The sequence below is a fragment of the Micromonospora sp. NPDC049282 genome, assembly GCF_043197045.1.
GTDB lineage: Bacteria > Actinomycetota > Actinomycetes > Mycobacteriales > Micromonosporaceae > Micromonospora.
This window is the reverse complement of record NZ_JBICSL010000002.1, coordinates 279,274-298,276: the sequence shown is the minus strand read 5'-3', so window position 1 is coordinate 298,276 and position 19,003 is coordinate 279,274. Positions and strand designations below refer to the sequence as shown.

20 protein-coding genes are annotated in these 19,003 nt (G+C 75.2%); all 20 read left to right on the top strand.

Annotated elements, in window-relative coordinates; translation table 11 throughout:
• Positions 1 to 367: 367 nt before the first annotated feature.
• The 20 genes from ACGFI2_RS05205 (at position 368) to ACGFI2_RS05110 (ending at position 19,001) form a co-directional block, all read left to right on the top strand.
• The gene (locus ACGFI2_RS05205; RefSeq protein WP_393510886.1) at positions 368 to 700 is read left to right on the top strand and encodes a TcmI family type II polyketide cyclase; all 333 of its coding nucleotides are present in this window, start codon (positions 368 to 370) and stop codon (positions 698 to 700) included.
• A complete protein-coding gene (locus ACGFI2_RS05200) occupies positions 697 to 2,466 on the top strand; it encodes an acetyl-CoA carboxylase carboxyltransferase subunit alpha (RefSeq protein WP_393510883.1) in 1,770 nt (589 codons plus the stop codon). The genes ACGFI2_RS05205 and ACGFI2_RS05200 overlap by 4 nt, the downstream gene beginning before the upstream one ends.
• On the top strand, positions 2,466 to 2,942 hold the full coding sequence (gene accB, locus ACGFI2_RS05195; RefSeq protein ID WP_393510880.1) for an acetyl-CoA carboxylase biotin carboxyl carrier protein: 477 nt from the start codon (positions 2,466 to 2,468) through the stop codon (positions 2,940 to 2,942). The genes ACGFI2_RS05200 and accB overlap by 1 nt, the downstream gene beginning before the upstream one ends.
• Positions 2,942 to 4,366 carry an acetyl/propionyl/methylcrotonyl-CoA carboxylase subunit alpha gene (locus ACGFI2_RS05190; protein WP_393510878.1) on the top strand — a complete coding sequence of 475 codons (1,425 nt, stop codon included), beginning with the start codon at positions 2,942 to 2,944 and terminating at the stop codon, positions 4,364 to 4,366. Before accB ends, ACGFI2_RS05190 begins: the two co-directional genes overlap by 1 nt.
• Positions 4,366 to 5,076 (top strand): SRPBCC family protein, encoded by a 711-nt coding sequence (locus tag ACGFI2_RS05185; protein ID WP_393510875.1) that lies wholly within the window; start codon positions 4,366 to 4,368, stop codon positions 5,074 to 5,076. The genes ACGFI2_RS05190 and ACGFI2_RS05185 overlap by 1 nt, the downstream gene beginning before the upstream one ends.
• Positions 5,073 to 5,483 carry a cupin domain-containing protein gene (locus ACGFI2_RS05180; RefSeq protein ID WP_393510872.1) on the top strand — a complete coding sequence of 137 codons (411 nt, stop codon included), beginning with the start codon at positions 5,073 to 5,075 and terminating at the stop codon, positions 5,481 to 5,483. The genes ACGFI2_RS05185 and ACGFI2_RS05180 overlap by 4 nt, the downstream gene beginning before the upstream one ends.
• The gene (locus ACGFI2_RS05175) at positions 5,480 to 6,751 is read left to right on the top strand and encodes a beta-ketoacyl-[acyl-carrier-protein] synthase family protein (RefSeq protein ID WP_393510869.1); all 1,272 of its coding nucleotides are present in this window, start codon (positions 5,480 to 5,482) and stop codon (positions 6,749 to 6,751) included. Before ACGFI2_RS05180 ends, ACGFI2_RS05175 begins: the two co-directional genes overlap by 4 nt.
• Positions 6,748 to 7,995, top strand: coding sequence for a beta-ketoacyl synthase N-terminal-like domain-containing protein (locus ACGFI2_RS05170; protein ID WP_393510866.1), 1,248 nt, complete (start codon positions 6,748 to 6,750; stop codon positions 7,993 to 7,995). Before ACGFI2_RS05175 ends, ACGFI2_RS05170 begins: the two co-directional genes overlap by 4 nt.
• A 239-nt stretch (positions 7,996 to 8,234) precedes the next feature.
• Positions 8,235 to 9,620 (top strand): class I adenylate-forming enzyme family protein, encoded by a 1,386-nt coding sequence (locus ACGFI2_RS05165; protein ID WP_393510863.1) that lies wholly within the window; start codon positions 8,235 to 8,237, stop codon positions 9,618 to 9,620.
• Positions 9,617 to 9,808: a hypothetical protein gene (locus tag ACGFI2_RS05160; protein ID WP_393510860.1), complete on the top strand. Its 192-nt coding sequence runs from the start codon at positions 9,617 to 9,619 to the stop codon at positions 9,806 to 9,808. Before ACGFI2_RS05165 ends, ACGFI2_RS05160 begins: the two co-directional genes overlap by 4 nt.
• 28 nt (positions 9,809 to 9,836) lie before the next feature.
• Positions 9,837 to 10,100: an acyl carrier protein gene (locus ACGFI2_RS05155; protein ID WP_393510857.1), complete on the top strand. Its 264-nt coding sequence runs from the start codon at positions 9,837 to 9,839 to the stop codon at positions 10,098 to 10,100.
• Entirely contained in the window at positions 10,100 to 10,345 is a 246-nt protein-coding gene (locus ACGFI2_RS05150) for an acyl carrier protein (RefSeq protein ID WP_393510854.1), read from the top strand. The genes ACGFI2_RS05155 and ACGFI2_RS05150 overlap by 1 nt, the downstream gene beginning before the upstream one ends.
• Positions 10,338 to 11,468 (top strand): beta-ketoacyl-[acyl-carrier-protein] synthase family protein, encoded by a 1,131-nt coding sequence (locus ACGFI2_RS05145; protein WP_393510852.1) that lies wholly within the window; start codon positions 10,338 to 10,340, stop codon positions 11,466 to 11,468. Before ACGFI2_RS05150 ends, ACGFI2_RS05145 begins: the two co-directional genes overlap by 8 nt.
• Positions 11,469 to 11,572: 104 nt before the next feature.
• Positions 11,573 to 12,064 carry a hypothetical protein gene (locus tag ACGFI2_RS05140; protein WP_393510849.1) on the top strand — a complete coding sequence of 164 codons (492 nt, stop codon included), beginning with the start codon at positions 11,573 to 11,575 and terminating at the stop codon, positions 12,062 to 12,064.
• Positions 12,061 to 13,677, top strand: coding sequence for a class I adenylate-forming enzyme family protein (locus ACGFI2_RS05135; protein ID WP_393510846.1), 1,617 nt, complete (start codon positions 12,061 to 12,063; stop codon positions 13,675 to 13,677). The genes ACGFI2_RS05140 and ACGFI2_RS05135 overlap by 4 nt, the downstream gene beginning before the upstream one ends.
• Positions 13,674 to 14,915 carry a beta-ketoacyl-[acyl-carrier-protein] synthase family protein gene (locus ACGFI2_RS05130; RefSeq protein WP_393510844.1) on the top strand — a complete coding sequence of 414 codons (1,242 nt, stop codon included), beginning with the start codon at positions 13,674 to 13,676 and terminating at the stop codon, positions 14,913 to 14,915. Before ACGFI2_RS05135 ends, ACGFI2_RS05130 begins: the two co-directional genes overlap by 4 nt.
• A 61-nt stretch (positions 14,916 to 14,976) precedes the next feature.
• A complete protein-coding gene (gene hppD, locus ACGFI2_RS05125; protein ID WP_393510842.1) occupies positions 14,977 to 16,065 on the top strand; it encodes a 4-hydroxyphenylpyruvate dioxygenase in 1,089 nt (362 codons plus the stop codon).
• Positions 16,062 to 16,985, top strand: coding sequence for a phytanoyl-CoA dioxygenase family protein (locus tag ACGFI2_RS05120; protein WP_393510839.1), 924 nt, complete (start codon positions 16,062 to 16,064; stop codon positions 16,983 to 16,985). Before hppD ends, ACGFI2_RS05120 begins: the two co-directional genes overlap by 4 nt.
• 79 nt (positions 16,986 to 17,064) lie before the next feature.
• Complete coding sequence (locus ACGFI2_RS05115; RefSeq protein WP_393510836.1) at positions 17,065 to 18,036, top strand: thiamine pyrophosphate-dependent dehydrogenase E1 component subunit alpha; 972 nt, start codon at positions 17,065 to 17,067, stop codon at positions 18,034 to 18,036.
• Positions 18,036 to 19,001 (top strand): alpha-ketoacid dehydrogenase subunit beta, encoded by a 966-nt coding sequence (locus ACGFI2_RS05110; RefSeq protein WP_393510833.1) that lies wholly within the window; start codon positions 18,036 to 18,038, stop codon positions 18,999 to 19,001. The genes ACGFI2_RS05115 and ACGFI2_RS05110 overlap by 1 nt, the downstream gene beginning before the upstream one ends.
• Positions 19,002 to 19,003 lie beyond the last annotated feature (2 nt).

Here is a 19,003-nt window from a genome sequence, read left to right as displayed (position 1 = left end):
GGATCTTCTCGCCCGCGACCCCGGTGTCGGAACGCCTCCGCAACGGTCGCCTGACGTGCGCCGTGGCCGGGTCGACCAGAACGGAGAATATCAACGTCTGTTACTCTCAGTCAATGTCCCGCGTTACCGTTGACCCTCCGTAACGGATTCGTAAGTCGCCCGTGATCTGCGAATAAGTGTCGTCAACGGGAAAGCGCAAGTGGACCTTCGCATAGCTCACGCACAGTTTGCGTCAACGCAGCGTCACCATTTTGGCGGCTCGGTGGTGGCCGGTTGACGCCCGGTTGACGACGTCGGCGGCACCCTGGGCCATCCGTGCGGCGTGACCGGTCCGCCGCGCACCGGGACGTACCAGGGGAGGCCGCGGATGGACCGTTCGCTCATCGTCGCCAAGGTGGTGCCCACCGCCGAGGACCGGATCGCCGAGATCTTCGCCGAGTCCGACGCGACCGAGTTGCCCGGCCTGGTCGGCGTGCGGCACCGCGCCCTCTACCGGCTGCACGACCTCTACGTGCACCTGCTGGAGACGGAGACGCCGGCCGAGGGCGCGGTCGAGGACGCCCGCGGGCATCCCGAGTTCGTGCGGATCAGCGAGCGGCTGCGGCCGTACGTCTCGCCGTACCTGTCGACCTGGCGCTCGCCCCGCGACGCCATGGCCCACTGCTTCTACCGGTACGACGCCTCCGGGCGGCGGCCGTGACCACCACCGCGCCCCGCGACGAGCAGCTCTGGTCGCGGTGCGACGGCTGCGCCTCGCTGCTCTACCGCAAGCGGCTGCGCCGCAACCTGGACGTCTGCCCGGAGTGCGGCTCGCACGCCCGGCTCGACGCGCCGGAGCGGGTGGCGCAACTGACCGACCCGGACTCGTTCACCCCGCTGCCGGACCGGGCGGTCCGGGTCGACCCGATCGGTTTCGTCGACGCGCTGCCCTATCCGCACCGGCTCGGCGCGGCCCGCACGGGCACCGGGCTGGACGAGGCGGTGCTCTGCGGCACCGCCCGGCTGGGCGGGCACCCGGTCGCGCTGGCGGTGATGGACTTCCGCTTCCTCGGCGGCAGCCTCGGCTGCGCGGTCGGCGAGCTGATCACCCGTACCGCCGAGCGGGCGCTTGTCGACGGCACCCCGTTGGTGCTGGTCACCGCGTCGGGCGGGGCGCGGATGCAGGAGGGCGCGCTGTCGCTCATGCAGATGGCCACCGTCAGCCAGGCCCTCGCGGGGCTGCGCGAGGCGGGTCTGCTCACGGTCAGCGTGGTCACCGACCCCACGTACGGCGGGGTGGCCGCGTCGTTCGCCACCAACACCGACGTGGTGCTCGCCGAGAGCGGCGCCCGGTTGGGCTTCGCCGGCCCCCGGGTGATCCGGCAGGTCACCGGCGCCGCGCTGCCGGACGGGTTCCAGACCGCGGAGTACCTGCTGCGGCACGGGCAGGTCGACCTGGTGGTGCCCCGGCACGCGTTGCGGGGCCGGCTGGCCGCGCTGCTCGCCGCCGCCGAGGCCGGCCGCCGCTCGCCGGTCACCCGGCCGGCGCCGGGCCCGTCCGCCGCCGCGTCTCCCGCCGCCGGGGGCCCGGCCCGCGACCCCTGGGAGACGGTACGCACCGCGCGGCACCCCGGCCGACCGACCACGTTGGACTATCTGGAGACCACCTTCGACGGCTTCGTCGAGCTGCACGGCGACCGGCTCGGCGCGGACTGCCCCGCGATCGTCGGCGGCGTGGCGCGCCTGGGCGGCCGGCCGGTGATGGTGATCGGCCACCAGAAGGGGCACACCACCGCCGAGCTGGTGGCCCGCAACTTCGGCATGGCCAGTCCGGCCGGGCACCGCAAGGCGCTGCGGCTGATGCGGCTCGCCGCCCGGCTCCGGCTGCCGGTGGTGACGCTTGTGGACACCCCGGGCGCCGACCCGGGGGTGGCCGCCGAGCAGCAGGGCCAGGCCGCGGCGATCGCGGAGAACATCCTCGCGATGAGCGTGCTGCCCACGCCGGTGGTGGCGGTGGTCACCGGCGAGGGCGGCAGCGGCGGCGCGCTGGCCCTCGCCGTCGCCGACCGGGTGCTCATGCTGGAACACGCGGTCTACTCGGTGATCAGCCCGGAGGGCTGCGCCGCGATCCTCTGGCCGGACAGCTCCGCCGCGCCGCAGGCCGCCCGGGCGCTGCGACTGACCGGCGCCGACCTGTGCCGGCTCGGCGTGGTCGACGAGCTGGTGCCGGAGCCGCGCCCGGCCGCGCACGGCGACCCGGCGGGCGCGGCCGAGCTGCTCGGCCGGGCGGTCGCGGCGAACCTCGCCCCGCTGCTCTCGGTGCCCCCGGCCACGCTGGTGCGCCGCCGCCGGCAGCGCTTCCGCCGCTTCGGCGCGGCCCGCTCCGCCGGCCCGTCGGCCGTGGACGCGGCGGCCGCCCCGGTCGATCCGCCGGCCGCGACCGCGCCGGCCCGCTCCGCCGCCGGGCACCGGTCGGAGGTGGCGTGATGGCCGACGACGGGGCCGAACAGGTGCTGGACGGGCTGCGCCGGCAGGCCCGGCGGCTGGTCGCCGACCTGGCCGGCCCGGTACGCCGGGTCCGGCTGCGCAGCGGCGACGCGGCGCTGGAGGTGGAGTGGCACGACCCGGTGCCGGCGCCACGGGCCGGGACCCCGCCGGCCGGCGAGCCGGTGGCGAGGGACGACGTGGAGACGGCGCCCGCGTCCGACCGGCCGACCGTGCGCTCGCCGGTGGTGGGCACGTTCTACCGGGCCCCGGAGCCGGGCGCGCCACCGTTCGTCGCGGTCGGCGACCTGGTCCGGCCGGGCCAGGTGATCGGCATCGTGGAGGCGATGAAGCTGATGAACGAGGTGACCGCCGGCCAGGCCGGTCGGGTGGTCGAGGTGCTGGTCGGAGACGGCAAGCCGGTCGAGTACGACCAGCCGCTGATCGCCCTGGACCCGGTCACCGGACCGGACGCCTGATGTTCGACAAGGTGCTGATCGCCAACCGGGGCGAGATCGCGCTGCGGGTGCTGCGCGCCTGCCGGGAACTCGGCGTGCGGACCGTGGTGGTGCACTCCAGCGCCGACGCCGACTCGCTGCCGGTGCTGCTGGCCGACGAGGCGGTCCGGATCGGCCCGGCGGCCAGCCGCCGCAGCTACCTCAACGCCGCGGCGATCGTCGAGGCGGCCCGGCAGACCGGCGCCCAGGCGGTCCACCCCGGCTACGGATTCCTCTCCGAGGACGCCGACTTCGCCGAGATCTGCGCGGAGAACGGGCTGGTCTTCGTCGGCCCGCCGCCGCAGGTGATGGCCGCGCTCGCGGACAAGTCCACCGCCCGCGCGCTGATGAGCCGGGCCGGTCTGCCGCTGCCGCCGGGCAGCGTGCGGACGTCGCCGACCGTGGCCGAAGCCCAGGAGGTGGCCGCCGAGGTCGGCTATCCGGTGATCGTCAAGGCCGCGGCCGGCGGGGGCGGGCGCGGGATGACCGTGGTGCGCTCCGCCGCCGAGCTGCCCCGCGCGTACGCCCGCACCCGCGCCGCCGCGCAGGTCGCCTTCGGCGACGACCGGGTGTACGTCGAGCGCTACCTCGCCGACGCCCGCCACGTCGAGGTGCAGGTGCTCTGCGACGGCCAGGGCAACGGCGTGCACCTGGGCACCCGGGACTGCTCGGTGCAGCGCCGGCACCAGAAGCTGATCGAGGAGGCGCCGGCGCCGGCGCTGCGGCCGGCCACCCTGGACACGCTCGCCGAGGTGGCCCTGCGCGGCGCGCTGTCGGTCGGCTTCACCGGCGTCGGCACCGTCGAGTTCCTGGTGGACGACGCGGAACACGCCCACTTCCTGGAGATCAACTGCCGGATCCAGGTGGAGCACCCGGTCACCGAGATGATCACCGGCGTGGACCTGGTGCGGGAACAGCTGCACGTCGCCGCCGGCGTCCCGCTGCGGCTGCGGCAGTCCGACGTGCGGCTGCACGGGGTGGCGATCGAGTGCCGGGTCAACGTGGAGGACCCGGACCGCGACTTCGCGCCCGCGCCCGGCCGGCTGGACCGGTTCCGGCCGCCCGGCGGCCCGTTCACCCGGGTCGACACGCACGGCCACGTCGGCTACCTGGTCAGCCCGCACTACGACTCGCTGCTGGCCAAGGTGTCGGTCTGGGCGCCGGACCGCGACGCCGCGCTGGCCCGGCTGGACCGGGCCCTGGCCGAGTTCGACGTGGCCGGCCCCGGGGTGCGCACCACCATCCCGTTCGCCCGGCGGGTGCTGCGCGACCCCGCGTTCCGGGCCGCCCGACACACCACCGCGCTGGTCGAGCGCCTGCTCGCCCCGCACGACGAGGCCGACCCGGCCGCCCGTACCCCCGCTCCCGCCGTGCCCGCCGCCGGCCCGACCACCTGGAGGAACTGATGACCCTCGCCCCCGACCGCCCGCTGACCAGCGAGATCACCGAGATCCTGGTGACCCACTGCGGCCTGGACCCGGACACCGCCGCCGACGCGCCGGCGGCCAGCCTGGAGGAGCTGGGCATGGACTCGCTGGCCCTGCTCGAACTCGCCGCGGTCGTGGCCGACCGGTGGCGGGTGAAGATCCCCGAGCAGGCCGGCGGGCTCAGCATCGCCGGCGTCGCCGACCTGGTCGCCCGCCGCGCGGCCCCGCCCGGGCACACCGAGAACGCGGTGGACATCGCCGCGCCGCTGCCGCTGGTCTGGGACGTCACCAACGACGTCGCCCGGTGGACCGAGCTGTTCACCGAGTACGCGGTGGCCGAGATCCTGCACCGCGACGGCGACACGGTCCGCTTCCGGCTCACCATGCACCCGGACGAGAACGGCGTGGCGTGGAGCTGGGTCAGCGAACGCACCGCCGACCCGGCCACCCGGCAGGTGCACGCCCGGCGGGTGGAGACCGGACCGTTCGAGTACATGCGCATCCACTGGCGCTACGAGGAGATCCCCGACGGCACCCGGATGACCTGGACCCAGGACTTCGCCATGAAACCCGGCGCGCCGCTCGACAACGCCGGCATGACCGAACGGATCAACACCAACAGCAAGGTCCAGCTCGCCGTGATCAAGGAGCGGATCGAGCGGACGTACGCGGCGGGAGGCACCCGATGACCGACACCACCACGGCCCGGGTCTCCCTGCGCGACGTCCCCGCCGACCGGCGGCGCGGCGGGGAGCTGCGGGTGCTGCTCGGCCCGAAGACCGTCGGCAGCACCTCCGGCTTCATGGGCGTGGCCACGCTCGCGCCGGGGGAGCGGATCGCCGAGCACTACCACCCGTACAGCGAGGAGTTCCTCTACGTCGCGCGCGGGGCCATCACCGTCGACCTGGACGACCAGCCGGTGCCGGTGACCGCCGGGGAGGCGCTGTACGTGCCGAAGGACGTCCGGCACCGGCTGCGCAACACCGGCGACCAGCCGGCCGAGGTGGTCTTCCACCTCGGCCCGCTCGCGCCCCGCCCGGAACTCGGCCACGTCGACACCGAGAGCGCGGCCCCACCGCCACGGGAGCCGTCGTGACCGGCCGGCGCACCGTGGTCACCGGCGTCGGGGTGGTGGCGCCCGGCGGCGCCACCCGGGACCGGTTCTGGAAGACCGTCACCGAGGGGCGGACCGCCACCCGGCGGATCAGCTTCTTCGACCCGTCGCCGTTCCGCTCGCAGATCGCCGCCGAGTGCGACTTCGACCCCGACGCCGCCGGGATCACCCTGGCGGAACGGCAGCGCGCCGACCGCTACGTGCAGTTCGCGCTCGCCTGCTCCGCCGAGGCGCTCGCCGACAGCGGGCTGACGCTCACCGACGCCGAGCGCGAGCGGGCCGGCGTGGTGCTGGGCACCGCCGTCGGCGGCACCATGGCGCTGGAGCAGGAGTACGTCCGGGTCAGCGACTCCGGCCGGCACTGGCTGGTCGACCACGCCCTCGGCGGGCCCTACCTCTACCAGGCGCTGGTACCGAGCAGCCTGGCCGCCGACGTGGCCTGCCGGCACGGTCTGCACGGCCCGGCCCAGGTCGTCTCCACCGGCTGCACCTCCGGCATCGACGCGATCGGGTACGCCCACCAGCTCGTCGCCGACGGCGAGGCGGACGTCGTGCTCGCCGGCGCCGCCGACTCGCCCATCTCCCCGGTCACCGTCGCCTCGTTCGACGCGATCGGCGCCACCAGCCCGGACAACGACGACCCGGAGCACGCCTCCCGGCCGTTCGACGCCGACCGGCACGGCTTCGTGCTGGCCGAGGGCGCCGCGGTGCTGGTGCTGGAGGAGGCCGAGCATGCCCGCCGCCGGGGCGCGCACGTCTACTGCGAGGTGGCCGGTTACGCCAGTCGCAGCAACGGGTTCCACATGACCGGTCTGCGACCGGACGGCGCGGAGATGGCGGTGGCCATCACCGACGCGCTGCGTCAGGCCCGGCTCGCCCCGTCGGCCGTGTCGTACGTCAGCGCGCACGGCTCCGGCACCCGGCAGAACGACCGGCACGAGACCGCGGCGTTCAAGCGGGCGCTCGGTCCGGCCGCGTACCGGGTGCCGATCAGCTCGATCAAGTCCATGGTGGGGCACTCGTTGGGCGCCATCGGTTCGATCGAGATGGCCGCCTGTGCGCTGGCCATCGAGTACGGCGTCGTCCCGCCCACCGCCAACTGGGCCACCCGGGACCCGGAGTGCGACCTGGACTACGTGCCGAACGAGGCCCGGGAGGTGCCGGTGGACGTGGCGCTCTCGGTGGGCAGCGGGTTCGGCGGTTTCCAGTCCGCGATGGTGTTCCGCCGGCTCGCCGTGGCTCCCGCATGACGGCCCGGGCGGTGGTCACCGGCATCGGCGTGGTCGCGCCCAGCGGCGTCGGCTCGGACGCGCACTGGGCGACCGTGCTGGCCGGGACCCGGCGCACCGGGCCGATCACGCTGTTCGACCCGGCGTCCTACCCGACCCGGGTGGCCGGCGAGGTGGCCGACTTCGACCCGGCCGGGTTCGTCGACGCCCGGCAGCGGGTGCAGACCGACAGGTGGAGCCACCTCGGCTTCGCCGCCACCCGGCTGGCGCTTACCGACGCCGGGCTGCCGGAGGTCTCGCCCGACCCGTACCGCTGGGCGGTGACGCTGGCCAGCTCGTCCGGCGGCAACCTGTTCGGGCAGCGGGAGCTGCAACGGCTCTGGGGCGGGCCGACCCGCACCGTCGGGGCGTACCAGTCGATCGCCTGGTTCTACGCGGCAAGCGTCGGCCAGCTGTCGATCCGCCACCAGTTCAAGGGCCCGTCCGGGGTGACCGTGTCCGAGTCGGCCGGCGGGCTGGACAGCCTGGCGCACGCGGTGCGCACCGTCCGGCGGGGCACCCCGGTGGTGATCGCCGGGGCCACCGAGTGCCCGCTGAGCCCGTACGCGCTGGCCTGCCAGCTCCGCTCCGGTCTGCTCAGCGACGTGGCCGACCCGGAGCGCGCGTACCGGCCGTTCGACGCCTCGGCCAACGGTTACGTGCCGGCCGAGGGAGGCGCGGTATTCGTGGTGGAGGACCTGGCGCACGCGCTGGGCCGGGGCGCCCGGATCTACGGGGAGATCACCGGCTGGGCGGCCACCCACGACGCCGCGCCCACCGATCCGGAGGAGGGGCCCGACCCGACCCACTACGCCCGCGCGCTGCGGCTGGCCCTGGACCGGGCCGCGGTCCGCCCGCACGACGTGGACGTGATCTGGCCGGACGCGCTCGGGGTGCCGGCGTACGACCGGGCGGAGGCGAGCGCGCTGCGCGCCGTGTTCGGTGACCGTACCCCGCCGGTGACCACGCAGAAGCCGTTGACCGGTCGGGCCCATCAGGGTGGGTCGGCGTTGGACGCGGCCACCGCGCTGCTCGCGTTCCGGCACGGCGTGCTGCCCGTCTCCGCCGGCCCGGAGGAGCCCGCGCCGGGGTGCGACCTGACGTTCCTGCGCGAGCCCCGCCGGCCGCGCAGCCGGATCGCGCTGGTGGGCGCGCGCGGATTCGACGGGTTCAACAGCGCGTTGGTGCTACGCGGCGCGGCGCCCCCGCCGGCCGGGGAGAGCTGAGCCGCCGGCCGCGCACCGCCGGTCGGGCAGGGTGGCGCGGCCGGCGGGCCACCAAGCCGGCGTGCGCCCGATCCTGCCTGTCCGATCGAGCCTGAGCAATCCACCCAGCCGCTGTTCTGGATCTAGCCATTTGCATCTGGCGATGCCGAGAAGGCCCGTCGTAGGGTGCCGTGAGCCCATCGGAGAGCGCATCCCGTGGGCGGATCTCACGCACATCTAGGGCTGGGCGGTGGCGGGTCGTGACCGGGGCGGAAGATCCACAGGCGACGGCGGACTGGGTGGACGACATCCTGCTCGCCGGTCCGGCGAGCGACGTCTGCCTGCGCCTTCCCGAGCCGGTCGACCGGGGCACGCTGCGCCGGCTGGTCGGCGAGGCGCAGGAGCGGCTGACCGGGGCCGGGCTGCGTCGTGGCGGGGCCGCCGCGCTGCGCCTGCCCCCGTCGCTGGCGTACGTGGCGCACCTGCTCGCCACCTGGCGTGCCGGGGCCCAGGCGGTGCTGCTCGACCACCGGCTCACCGACCACGAGGTCGACCGGGCGCTGCACCGGCTCGACCCGCAGGTGGTGGTCGCGCCGGTGCGCTCCGGCGGCGGCGCGCTGCGCGTCTTCGTCGACGTCACCGCCGGGGTGCGCGCCTGGTCCGACCGGCCGGCCGGCAGCCCGCACGCGGTGGTCCAGCTCAGCTCCGGCTCCACCGGGCCGTCCAAGGTGATCGGTCGCACCGCCGAGGACCTGGTCGCCGAGGTGCGCCGCTACACCGAGATCGACGGGGTGGCGCGGCCCGGTGAGCGGATCATCCTGCTGCCCAGCATGGTGCACGTGCTCGGCCTGGTCGGTGGCCTGCTCTACGGGCTGCACGCCGGGGTCGAGCTGTGCCCGCCGGAGCGGCTGAGCGGCGACGCGGTGCTCGCCGCCGTCGCCGCGCAGGACACCCCGGCCACCGTGCTCGGCGTGCCGTTCCACATCGGGCTGCTCGCCTCCACCGTGCCCGGCGGGCCGCTGCCCCAGCTCACCCGCATGACCACCGGCGGCGAGCTGGTGCCCGCCGCGGTCGCCCGGGCCTTCACCGACCGCTACGGCGTCCCGCTGGGCAACATGTACGGGATGACCGAGGTCGGCGTCATCGGCACCGACCTGTACGGGCGCCACCGTCCCGCGATCGCGCCCGCCCCCGGCATCCGGGTGCGGGAGCAGGACGGTGAGCTGTGGGTGAGCTGCCCGGCGAACCCGTACGTCGGGCTCGCCGACCCGACCCGCTGGGCCGACGGCTGGCTGCACACCCGCGACGCCGGCTCGGTCGACCCGGACACCGGGCTGGTGACGATCCGGGGCCGGCTGGACTCGCAGGTGTCGGTGGGCGGCCTGAAGGTCGACCTGACCGAGGTGGAGGCCACCGTCGCCGGGCTGCCCGGGGTCACCGCCGCGGTGGTGGTCTGGGACGACGGGATCAGCGCCTACGTGCAGCACGACGGCGCGCTGACCGAGGACGCGCTGGACCGCCTGATCGCCGAGCGGCTGGCCGGCTTCAAACGGCCCCGCGCCCTGCACCTGCTCGACCGGTTGCCCCGCACCACCACCGGCAAGCTGGTCCGCTCCGTTCCGGCGCTGCGGGACGCGGCCTCGTGACCGGCCCGCTGCGCGAGCACGACCACCACCGGGCGCCCGCCGCGCGTCCGGCGTACCCCGATCCCCACCCCGGGCCGGCCGGGCGGCGCGCCACCCGCGCGCCGCACCCGCCGCCGCGTCAGCTCCCGCTGGACGCCGGCGGCCCGACCGTCCCCGAAGGACACGGTGTCCCGACCGGGCACCGGTGACTGGTTACCCGGAAATGAGGTCCCACCCATGCGCGACGAGGTCCGCACCTTCGTCATCGAGCAGCTCGCCGACATGAACTACGACGTCGAGGACGTCGACGACGGCACCACCCTCGGCCCCTCCGGCGTCGACCTGGAATCGCTGGCGCTGGCCGACCTCGCCGTCCGGGTCGAGGACCGCTACGGGCTCAAGTTCGCCGACGACGAGTCGGAGAAGCTGGCGCTGATGACGGTCGGCGAGTTCACCACGATGGTCGCCGGCCGGGTGGCCCCGAACAGCGACAACTCCTGATGCCCGGTCAGCCCGACCTGGGGCGAGCTGACCTGGTGAGCATGCTCGCCGAACTGACCGCGAAGCCCGTCGACCAGGTGCCGGACCGGATCGGTTCGATGGAGCTGGCCTGGCTGGTGCACCTCGTCGAGCAACGGTACGACCGCCGGCTCGACCTCACCGACGACCAGCTCGCCGACATTCGCACCGTCGACGACGCGCTGGCGGTGTTCCACACCTCGCTGACCGCCCCCGCAGATGGCTGAGCGGGACCTCGTACGGATCACCGGCACGCACGCGGTCAGCGCCCTGGGCAGGGGCGCCGACGCGCTGCTGGCCGGGGTGCTCACCGGCGCCCCGGCGTTCACCCCGGTGCGCCGTTTCGACACCACCGGCCGCCGGGTCACGGTGGCCGCCACCCTGCCGGAGACCGGCACGCTCGCCGACGAACTCGCCGACGCGATCGAGCACGTCGGGCGGGCCGCCGGGCTGGGTCCGGCCGACCGGTCGGGCACGGCGCTGTTCCTGGCCACCCACGGCGGACCGCCCTCGCTGCCCGTACCGGAGGGGGTGGACGAGCCGACGGCGCCGGCGCTCGCCGGCCACCTGGCGGCCCGGTGCGGCCTCGGCGGGCGTACCCGGGTCTACACCACCGCCTGCGTCTCGGCGAGCACCGCGGTCGCCGACGCGGCCGCGCTGATCCGCCGGGGTGACCTGGAGCGGGTCGTGGTCGCGGCCGGCTACCTGGTCGAACCCGACCAGTACGCGCTCTTCGACGCCGGCCGGGCGCTCGCGGCCGACGGCGCGGTACGCCCGTTCAGCGCCGGTCGCAAGGGGCTGCTGCTCGGCGACGGGGTGGCCGCGGTGGTGCTGGAGTCGGCCGCCGCCGCCGGCCGACGGGGCGCGCCGACGGTGGCCACCGTGGCCGGGTGGGGCCGGGCCGGGGACGCGTACCACCCGTGCCAGCCGCACCCGGGCGGGGACGGTCTGGCGCGGGCGGTCGAGGCGGCGTTGCGCCGCGCCGGGCTGTCCCCGGCGGCGGTCGGCTACGTCAACGCCAACGCCACCGGCACCCCGTTCAGCGACGCCTCCGAGGCGGCGGCGCTGTCCCGGGTCTTCGGCGACCTGGCCGGGCGGCTGCCGGTCAGCTCCACCAAGTCGGTGCACGGGCACGCGCTGGAGGCGTCCGGGCTGCTCGAACTGGTGGTCACCGTGCTGGCGCTGGGGCACGGCGAGCTGCCGCCCACCGCCGGCTGGCTGGCCCCCGACCCGGCGTGCCCGCTGGACGTCGTCCGCGACGCCCCCCGTCCCGCCGCCACCCCGCACGCCCTGACCCTGAACGCCGCCTTCGGCGGCGCCAACACCGCCCTCCTGGTGAGTGTCCCGTGACCGCCCCGACCCACCCCGACCCGCGATCTTGCACTTCCCGACCCGGCGATCCGGGCGAAAGCCCCGAAGCGGGGGCCGCAACTGCAAGATCAACGGCGTGGGGGGTGCTCGCCGAGGCGCGGTGGCCCGAGGACGGGGACGGGGCTCCGCCGGGGGTGCCGGGGTTCGTGTACTCGGCCTTCCACCCGCTGGTGGCGGCGGTCGCCGACCGGTGCCTGGGGCGGCGGTACGCCGGCGGGGCGCTGCCGGCCGGGAACCGGACGGCGGTGCTGCTGGTCAGCGCGAGCGGGGACACGGCCGGCGCGGCCCACGTCCGGGAGACGGTCGCCGCCGGCGGGCGGGTCGGCCCGCTGTTCTTCTTCCAGTCGGTGCCGAACAGCGTGGCCGGGCACGTCGCGGCGCGCTGGGGACTGGACGGGCCGGTGGTGTGCCTGAGCCCGACCGGCGACCCGCGGGCCGAGGGCGAGGCCGAGGCCGACCTGTTACGCCACGACGGCGACGCCGCGCAGGCGCTGCTGATCCTGATCGAACTGGCACCGGACGGTACGCCGGGCGAGGCGACCGCGGTGCTGCTGGGGGAGGGGACACGTCAATGAGGACGAAGGGGCTGCGCGGCGCGCTGGCCGCTGACACGGAGCTGGGCGCGGGCAACGTGCTCGCCCGGGTGCTGGCCCACGGCGCCGACCCGGACGGTCCGGGGCTCACGTTCGACACCGAGGTCGACGGCCACCCGGCCGAGACCCCGCTGACCCTGGGCACGCTCGACCGGCTGGTCGCCGCCCGGGCGGCCTGGCTGCACGAACGCGGGGTGCGGCCGCGCGACCCGGTCGCGGTCTGGGCCGGCACCGCCGCCGACATGGTGCTGTCGTTCCTGGCGCTGACCCGCCTCGGCGCGATCCCGGCGCTGATGAACGGCAAGCTGCGCCCGGAGATCGCCACCGAGTACATCCGCCGGCTGCGCGCCGCCGGGGTGCTCGCCGACGCGTCGCACGCCGCCGCGCTGGCCGGGCACGACCTGGGCGCCCCGCTGCTCGGTGAGCCGGCGTCGGCCGGCGGCGGGGACCCGGCCGCCGCGCCCGCGCACTACCGGCACCACCCGGACGACCCGATCGTGATCACCCACACCTCCGGCACCACCGGGGTGCCGAAGGCGGTGCTGCACTCGCACGCCAGCCTCTTCGCCGCCACCCGGCACCTGCTGTCCATGCCGCAGGCCCAGGGCACCCGCCGGATCCTCAACGCGCTGCCCGCCCCGCACACCGCCACCGTGCTGATGGTCAACCAGGCGCTGGGCAACCGGGCCGAGATGTTCCTCCTTTCCGAGCAGGGCGGCGACCGGGTGCTCGACGCGATCCAGCGGTGGCGCCCGGACGGCGTCTTCGGCTTCTCGGTGACCTGGGCCGAGCTGGCCCGCTTCGACCTGTCCGGCTACGACCTGGACTCGGTGCGGCTGTGGTTCAACACCGGCGACTGTTCGCACGAGCCGCACGTGCGCCGGTTGGTCGCGGTCGGCTCCCGGGACGTGGTGACCCGCGCCGGGGTGACCCGGGTGCCCGGCTCGGTCTTCATCGACGGGCTCGGCTCCAGCGAGATGGGGCACTCGATGTTCCACGTCACGCACACCGTCGACACCAACCACTACGGCCGCTGCGTCGGCCGCCCCTACCGGTTCGCCACCGTCGCCGTGCTCGACGCCGACGGCAACGAGCTGCCCGCCGGCCAGGTCGGCTGGCTGGGCATCGACTCGCCGTCGCTGTTCCGCGGCTACTGGAACGACTCGGTCACCACCTACCGCTACCGGCTGCGCGGCTGGTACCTCACCGGCGACCTGGTGTACGCCGACGACGACGGCCGCTACTACCACCTGGACCGGGCCGTCGACTCGGTCGAGACGGGCGGGAAGCGCTTCTTCACCGCGCTGTCCGAGGAGCGGATCCTCGCCGCGTGCGCCGACGTGACCGACTGCACGGTGGTCATCGTCAAGGAGCCCGACGGCGGGGTCACCACGGACGTGCTGCTGGAGCTGGCGGTCGGGGCCGACCCGGCGCAGGACCGCACCGCCCGCATCCGCGCCGCGCTCGGGGCGGACGTGGCCGCCACGCTGCGCCGGGTCATCCCGGTACGCGCCGACGACATCCCGGTCACCGTGACCGGCAAGGTGCGCAAGGTGGCGCTGCGCGAGCGCTACCTGACCGAGGCGCCGTCATGACCGCCCTGATCACCGGCATGGGGCTGTTCACCCCGGTCGGGCGGGGAGCGGCGGAGACGTTCGACGCGCTGCTCACCGGCCGTTCCGGGTTGTCCCGCCCACCGGAGGGGCACCCGGCGCGCGACAGTCTGGAGGTGGCCGGCGTGCTGCCGCCGATCGACCCGCGCAGCGTCGCCCGAGGACCGGAGACGAAGGTGCTCGACCGGGTCGTGCTGCTCGCCCTGATCACCGCCGCCGAGGCGCTCGCCGACGCCGGCATCGAGGTCGGGCGCGACGTCGACCCGGAGCGGATCGCGGTGATCATCGGCGGGGTGGGCGGCATGTCCACCCTGGAGAGCCAGATCCTGGCCCGCGCCGACCGGGGCCGGGCCGCGGTCAGCCCGTACCTGCTCACCGGCATCCTGCCGAACATGCCCTCGGCGCGCATCGCCATCGCGCACGGCATCCGCGGCTACAGCTCGGCGGTCGGCACCGCCTGCGCCTCCGGCGCCCAGGCCGTCGCCGACGGGGTACGCCTGATCCGCGCCGACGAGGCCGACGTGGTGGTCTGCGGGGCGAGCGAGGCGCCGCTGTTCGGCACGTTCGCCGACACCTTCGGCAACGCCCGGGCGCTGGCCCGCGGCTGGGACGAGCCCACCGAGGCGAGCCGGCCGTTCGACAAGCGGCGCAACGGGTTCGTGCTCGCCGAGGGCGCGGCGCTGCTGGTGCTGGAGCGGGCCTCGCACGCCGCCGGCCGGGGCGTGACCGGCTACGCCGAGGTCGCCGGCTACGGGACGAACACCGACGCGTACCACCCGACCGCGCCGCGCCCGGACGGCGCCGGCGCGGCCGCGTGCATGCGCCGGGCCCTGGCCGCCGGCGGGATCGGGCCGGCCGACGTCGGCTACGTCAACGCGCACGGCACCGGCACCAAGCTCGGCGACATCGCCGAGACCACCGCGCTGGCCCAGGTGTTCGGCGTCGGCGGCGTGCCGGTCAGCTCCACCAAGGCGCTCACCGGGCACCTGCTCGGCGCCTCCGGGGCGCTGGAGGCGGCGGCCACCGCGCTGGCGCTCGGGCGCGGCCTGCTCCCGCCCACCTACCACCTGGACGACCCGGACCCGGAGTGCGAGGCGGACCACGTCCGCGCCGTGCCCCGGCCCACCCGGACCGATCACGCGCTGACGAACTCGTTCGGGTTCGGCGGCCAGAACGTCAGCCTGCTGCTGCGCCGGGTCGCCACCCCGGTGACGGGCTGACCGGACTCCATCCCCGGGTGAGGTGCCCGGGTCGCGATCACGGCGGAAGAGGGGGAAGCCCATGCACGTCAACGGCATAGACCATCTGGAGCTGTACGTGGGGGACGCCCGGCAGGCGGCCTTCTACTTCGACACCGCGGTCGGGTTCCGGCTGCACGGCCAGGGCGGTCCGGAGACCGGGCTGGCCGGGCAACGTTCGTTGCTGCTGGCCCAGGCCGGCATCCGGCTGCTGCTCACCACCGGCCTGTCCGCGGAGCACCCGGCGGCCACCTACGTGCACCGGCACGGCGACGGCATCGCCGTGGTGGCCCTCGCGGTCGACGACGCCGCCGGGGCGTACGCGGAGCTGGTGGCCCGGGGTGCGACCGAGGTGACCCCGCCGCGCACCTTCACCGGCGCGGACGCCGAGGTGGTGGTCGCCGAGGTCGGCGGCTTCGGCGACGTGCTGCACCGCCTCGTCGAGCGGCGCGGCGACCGGAGCGTGTTCCTGCCCGGCGCGATCGAGCCGGTGGCGGTCGCGGACGGCGACGCGCTGCTGGCCGAGGTGGACCACCTGGCGGTCTGCGTGCCGCCCGGGCAGCTCGACGAGACGGTCGCGCACTACGAGAAGGTGTTCGGCTTCGCCGAGATTTTCGCCGAGCACATCGAGGTAGCCGGCCAGGCGATGAACTCCAAGGTGGTGCAGAGCCCGTCCGGGCAGGTGACCCTGGTGCTGCTGGAGCCGGACACGAGCGCCCGGGCCGGGCAGATCGAGGACTTCCTGCGCTGGCACGCCGGCGCCGGGGTGCAGCACCTCGGGCTGCGTACCGACGACATCGTCACCACCGTCGGCGCGCTCGCCGGCCGGGGGGTGCGGTTCGCCCGCACGCCCGGCGCGTACTACGACGACCTGGAACAGCGGGTCGGGCGGCTCGACGCGCCGGTGGACCGGCTGCGCGAGCTGAGCATCCTGGTCGACTCCGACCACGACGGGCAGCTCCTGCAGATCTTCACCGAGTCGATGCACGTGCGCCGCACGCTCTTCCTCGAGGTGATCGAGCGGCGCGGGGCACGCACCTTCGGCAGCGGCAACATCAAGGCCCTCTACGAGGCGAAGGAACGCGAGCTGGCCGCGAGTTCGGCCGGCACGACCGGAGGGGCGGGCGCATGACCACCATCGATCCAGGGCTGACCGCCGAGGAGGAGGCGCTGCTCCCCTCCGACGACGACGTCCGGCACTACGCCGAGCACGGCTGGTACCTGTCGAAGAAGCTGCTCACCGACGACGAGGTGGACGAGCTGGTGGCGGCGACGGACCGCTACTACGCCGGGGAGCGCGACCGGCGGCTGCCGGTGCGCCCGCCGAAGCTGGCCTACTGGGAACCGTCGCGCGGCGACGTGCAGCGGCACAACGACTACGTCCACCACGAGCACGACGGGATCGCCCGCATCCTGCGCAAGCCGCTGATCGGGGCGGTCGCCGCCCGGCTGGCGCGGGCCACCGAGATCCGCGTCTTCCAGTCCACGCTGATCTGGAAGCCGCCGATCGCCGGCGAGCCCTCCAACATCGTGCCCTGGCACTTCGACAAGCACTACTGGGCGTCCTCGTCGTCGGAGGACATGCTCACCGCGTTCGTCCCGTTCCACGACTGCGGCGAGGAGATGGGCACCATCACCATGGTGGACGGCTCGCACCGGTGGCGGGAGATCGGCGCGGACGACACCGTGGTCCGGCACTTCGCCGACCGGGACCGCGGCCAGCTCGAGGCGATGCTGGCCGAGAACGCGGCGTACAACCACGCCGAGATCCGCAAGATCCCCATGGTGATCCCCAAGGGACACATGAGTTTCCACCACTGCCGCACCTACCACGGCAGCGGCGCGAACGTCAGCGGACGCCCCCGGCGGGCGATCTCGCTGCACCTGCAGGACGGCGCGAACGCCTGGCGGGAGTATCCCCTCTCCGACGGCACGCTCGCCGCGTACAACCACGACGTGCTGGTCCGCCGCACCCGCGAGGGCCGGCCGGACTACGCGGACCCCGACTACTGCCCGGTCATCTGGCGCGACCGCGCCCAGCAGGGAGGCTGACAATGTCACGGTACGACTGGGGTAGGACGCATCCGGGCATCGAGCGGCTGGAGCGGGCGATCAAGGAGGGCCGTCCGGCGTGACCGGCTCCGACCCGGTCCGGCTCTACCGGACGGTCCGGCTGATCCGCCGCTTCGAGGAGCGCGCGATCGAGCTGGTCGACGCCGGGGAGATCATCGGTGGCATCCACCCCTACCTGGGTCAGGAGGGGATCGCCGCCGGGGTGTGCGCGGCGCTGGCCGCCGACGACCTGGTGACCGGCACCCACCGCGGGCACGGGCACGTGCTCGCCAAGGGCGCCGACCCGGCCCGGATGCTGGCCGAGCTGTGCGGCCGGGTCACCGGGCTCAACCGGGGCCGGGGCGGGTCGATGCACGCCGCCGACTTCGGCGTCGGGGTGCTCGGCGCCAACGCGATCGTCGGGGCCGCCGGCGCGATCCTCACCGGTGCGGTGTGGGAGCGCCGGCGGCGCGGCGCCGACGTCGTCGGCGCGACGTTCTTCGGCGACGGCGCGGTAAACGAGGGGATGCTGCTGGAGGCGTTCAACCTGGCCGCGCTCTGGCGGGTGCCGGTGCTGTTCGTCTGCGAGAACAACGGCTACGCCACCACCATGCCGATCGCCGGCGCGGTCGCCGGCACCGTCGCCGGGCGGGCCGCCGCGTTCGGCATGCCGGCGACCGCCGTCGACGGCCAGGACCCGGAGACGGTACGCGCGGCGAGCGCCGCCGCCGTCGCGCGGATGCGCGCCGGCGGCGGCCCGGAGCTGATCGAGGCGCACACCTACCGGTTCGACGCCCACCACACCTTCGAGCATCGGGTACGCCTCGACTACCGGCCGCCGGAGGAGGTGGCCGAAGGTCGGTCGCGCGACCCGGTCGACATCCAGGGCGCCCGGCTGGCCCCGGCGGTGCGGGCCGAGGTCGACGAGGCGGTGGAGGCGGTGCTGGCCGCCGCCGTCGACTTCGCGCTGGCCGGCCCGCACCCCGATCCGGCGACCGCCCTGGACCACCTGTACGCCAGCGGGCTGACCGCCCGGACCGGAGGTGGCTGATGCCCCGGCTGTCCTACCGCAGGGCGCTCACCCGGGCGCTCGCCGACGAGATGGCCCGTGACGAGTCGGTCCTGGTGCTCGGCGAGGACATCCGGGTGGCCGCCGCGAACGTCACCACCGGCCTGCTCAGGAAGTTCGGCCCGGAGCGGGTCCGCGACACCCCGCTGTCCGAGCAGGCGTTCACCAGCTTCGCCACCGGGGCGGCGCTGGCCGGAGCCCGCCCGGTGGTGGAGTTCCAGATCCCGTCGCTGCTGTTCCTGGTCTTCGAGCAGATCGTCAACCACGCGCACAAGTTCCCGCTGATGACCGGCGGCCAGTGCGCGGTGCCGGTCACCTACCTGGTGCCCGGCTCCGGCTCCCGCACCGGCTGGGCCGGGCAGCACTCCGACCACCCGTACGCGCTCTTCGCCCACGCCGGGGTGACCACCGTGGTGCCGGCCACCCCGGCCGACGCGTACGGGCTGCTGGTCTCCGCGATCCGCTGCGACGACCCGGTGGTGGTCTTCGCCCCGGCCGGCGCGCTGGACCTGCGGGAGGACGTCGCCGAGCCGGCGCCGGTGCCGCTGGGCCGGGGCGTGGTCCGTCGGGCCGGCGAGGACGTCACCGTGGTCGCGGTCGGGCACCTGGTGCACGACGCGCTCGCGGTCGCCGAGGAGCTGTCCGGTCAGGCGTCGGTGGAGGTGTTCGACCCGCGCACGCTGTACCCGTTCGACTGGGACGGGCTGGTCGACTCGGTGAGCCGCACCGGGCGCCTCGTCGTGGTCGACGACGGCAATCGTTCCTGCGGGATCGCCGGCGAGATCATCGCGACCGTCGTGGAGCGGGTCCGGCTGGCCGCCCCACCCCGGCGGGTCACCCGGCCCGACGGCGCCGTGCTGCCCTTCGCGCCGGCTCTGGACCGGGCCGTGCAGCCCGGCCGGGACCAGCTCACCGCCGCCATCCAACTGACCCTCAAGGACGGATGAAC